Source organism: Natranaerobius trueperi, assembly GCF_002216005.1.
GTDB lineage: Bacteria > Bacillota > Natranaerobiia > Natranaerobiales > Natranaerobiaceae > Natranaerobius_A > Natranaerobius_A trueperi.
In genome coordinates this window covers 1-1,635 of the sequence record NZ_NIQC01000061.1, presented here as the reverse complement: position 1 = coordinate 1,635, position 1,635 = coordinate 1, and the positions used below count along the sequence as shown (strand labels likewise).

The following is a 1,635-nucleotide window of genomic DNA, read 5'->3' as shown; positions in this document are numbered from 1 at the left end:
AATATGTTAGGGCTGCTTTTTTTAACATATTATGTGCTAAACTCATCAAACCTATTTCAATATTAACCTTTTCTATACCACGAAGCACAAATCTTCTAAAAACACGATTAGCCTTGAAATGACCATATACGCTCTCCACTTCAACTTTTCTCTTTGAAGAGAGCTTTTTTCCATGGTCGCTTCCAAGGTTCTCTCTTACTTGCTTTTTATATTTTTCTAACTCCCAGTTAACTCTAACTGTTCTACCAGTCCTTGAACGGGTACACTTCTCCCTAAAATCACAACCATCACAGTCAAAGCATTTGTAGTGTCGATATTTTGTAAAATATCCTGACTCTGTTCTGTAATATTTATCAAATTGAAAGATTAATTCTTTCCCATTTGGACATATGAATTTATCGTCTTCTGAATTATAATACATATTTTCTCTACGAAACACCTGTTTTTTCCAATTGCGTTTTTGTTCTTTAAAATATGTATTGTACTTAACATAGCTATTCTTACCTTGCTCTTCTAAATACCGATAGTTTTCTTCGCTACCGTACCCAGCATCAGCTATTATATTTTTTGGTGTTTTACCAAAAAGCTTTTTCAATCTTTCTAAATGAGGAATTAAACAAGTTGTATCACCTGGTTTTTGATGAATACTGTATCCTAAAATAAATTGTTTTTCTGTACCTAATTGAAGATTATGCCCCGGCTTTAATTGACCATTTCTCATATGATCTTCCTTCATACGCATAAAAGTTGCATCAGTGTCTGTTTTAGAAAAACTATTTCTACCTTTAAAAGTAGACTGATATCTTTCATATTTTTTAGTCCGGGGTAAATAATCTTTCTTTATAGTTTTAACGGCTTTTTTCAACTTTTTGTTTTCTGGTTCTTCTTCTAAACGTGATTCTAGTTTTTCTGCGGTATTTTTTAAGTCATCACTAGTTATTTGACTTTCTTCTCCTAACTCGTCTAGATCTTTATCTCCATAAAGTTCATTTTCATAATCGTTTTCGGCTTCTATTTCTTTTAATAATTTTCTTATTTTGGCTTGAAGATCAGCTTCATAACGATCGGTAGATTTCTTCCATACAAAGCTATAACGATTTGCATCTGCCTCTATTTTAGTTCCATCTAAAAAGTAATTTTCGAATTTTACGTAACCCTCTTTTATCAAAAGTTCTAGTACTGATGTAAATACTTCATCTATTACGTGCTTCATTCGTTTTGATCTAAATCTATTTATAGTTCTAAAATTAGGTTTTTGTCGTGCTGCTATCCACATAAAAGGTAGTTGTTCTCTAACTGCTTTTGCTATTTTCCTTGAAGTATATATCTTTTGTGTATAAGCATATACTAAAATTTTAGTCATCATCTTTGGATGATAGCTACTTCTACCTCCACCTGGGTAGTATTTTAAGAATATATTATCATCCAATTCATCTATTGCATCATTTACTACTCTTACTACATGATTTTTTGGAATTTCTTCACTTAAATCCATTGGTAACTGTAATTGATTCATGTTATAATCTTTAAAGACAATTTTATTATTGTTCATAAAGAAGCCGCTCCTTTCTATTGGTTTGTTTGGTCACTTACCATTTTATCAAAAGAGCGGCTTCTTTTTAATATTTATTTAAA

The 1,635-nt window shown here is 30.9% G+C and carries 1 protein-coding gene; it reads right to left on the bottom strand.

Annotated features, from left to right (window positions below; genetic code table 11):
* Positions 1-1,552: IS1182 family transposase (locus CDO51_RS12960; protein WP_089024640.1), on the bottom strand; the 1,552-nt coding region annotated here is incomplete at its 3' end.
* Between the last annotated feature and the right edge of the window lie 83 nt (positions 1,553-1,635).